Raw genomic sequence first — 1,419 nt, forward strand, 5'->3', positions numbered from 1 at the left:
TACTGATTTCCACCATCGTCTTCGTGGGCAAGATCCACACCACCAAAATTAGGATATTCAGCCCGTGCAATGTCCCACTGCAGTTCTTCATAGGTACCTGGATAATCAAAGGGACTTTCATAATCATTTATCAGGACAAGCTTCACTTGCTTGCTATTGCCATGCTTCTCTTCCCAAAAATTTGAAATCATATCCGTTCGGATCGAATCTCGCGTACCGTTTTTGTGTTTAATCTCAATGAATCCGTGCATCACTCGCACTCCTTTCGTTTGGCTAGTATTGAACCACCAATGCAGCACCCAATTGCTGTTAATCCCCACAAGAAGGACAGACCTGCCACAATCCATAGAGCGATTGTTATCATGCGCTCTCATCTGGCCGAAGCAGGATATACACGTATCGCTCCAACGCCTGCAGTCTTGCTTTCAATTGCTTGTTCTCTCGTGCGACACGTTCCCCGCCTTGAACGATACTGGACAGTCGTTGATTCAGACTCCATACTTCATCTTGTGCTGCTTGCAATTCGCTCTCCGTATCTTGAGCGGCCGCATTGAGAGCATTATTTTTCTCGCTCAATTTTGCCAATTCCTCTTTGAGATCCTTTTGTAATTGCGTGTTTTCGTCTTCCGCTTCCAAGCGTCGCCGGTTTTCTTCATGGAGTTCTGCAGTCAACGCATCAATATTGGCCAACAGCTTGTCTTTCATGGCTTTGTATTCAGCGCCCGCTTTCCCGTCAGAAATGGACAACGCCTTAGCATCAAATTCACGCAGCTTTTTCAGCTTGCTTATTTCCGCTTTGGCGGCTTTGAGTTCATCGCTCATTCTCTTCCCCAGCTTGGCATTGGGTGAAGGCTTACAACCGGGTTTTGGACCACTCATGGGAATATCCGCTAGCTCGTCTGCATGTGCCTTTTTCCACTCGCGTAGATCAATCTTCTCAATTCCTGTTTCAAGGCAAATCTTCGTGTCTGTTTTCAGCGTCTGGCGCAGTTCCTTATACTTGGCCACTGTCAGCATTGGATTCATTTTCAGCTCCCCCTTATGCATTTTCTTCCAGTTCACCATCGTGTTTTTGCTGACTTGCTTGATTTCTGCGATTTCTTTATCCAATTTTCCAGATTCCCTAAAGTGTCGATATTCAGCGACAGACATATCTAACTTCGGCGGATACTTTTCATTGCCTTTTAGCCCATCTTTAATCAGTGAATCGCCAAGCTTCCGCATTTCCTGATAAGCTGCACAATCCTTGCATCTGACCTCTGGAGAACTTTGTTTCCAATTTTTAGGGCATCCCTTGCACCCATCAAGCAAGTCACCAATGCGATTGTATATAGCAATTCTTGAATTCATATCTGCCACCCTCAGAATGGTTTCAGGTTTTTAAATCGCTGGTGGGGCAAGTCCGCCTCCATTTTCACA

The 1,419-nt window shown here is 45.6% G+C and carries 2 protein-coding genes; both read right to left on the reverse strand.

All coding sequences use genetic code 11. The features are described 5' to 3' along the window. Positions 1 to 251, reverse strand: a 251-nt coding sequence (locus NIE88_RS21965; protein WP_253065689.1) for a hypothetical protein, incomplete at its 3' end; no start/stop codon positions are given. A 109-nt stretch (positions 252 to 360) separates the two neighbouring features. After that, a complete protein-coding gene (locus NIE88_RS21970; protein ID WP_253065690.1) occupies positions 361 to 1,350 on the reverse strand; it encodes a hypothetical protein in 990 nt (329 codons plus the stop codon). Between the last annotated feature and the right edge of the window lie 69 nt (positions 1,351 to 1,419).

This window comes from Sporolactobacillus shoreicorticis, from assembly GCF_024125445.1.
Classification (GTDB): domain Bacteria; phylum Bacillota; class Bacilli; order Bacillales; family Sporolactobacillaceae; genus Sporolactobacillus; species Sporolactobacillus shoreicorticis.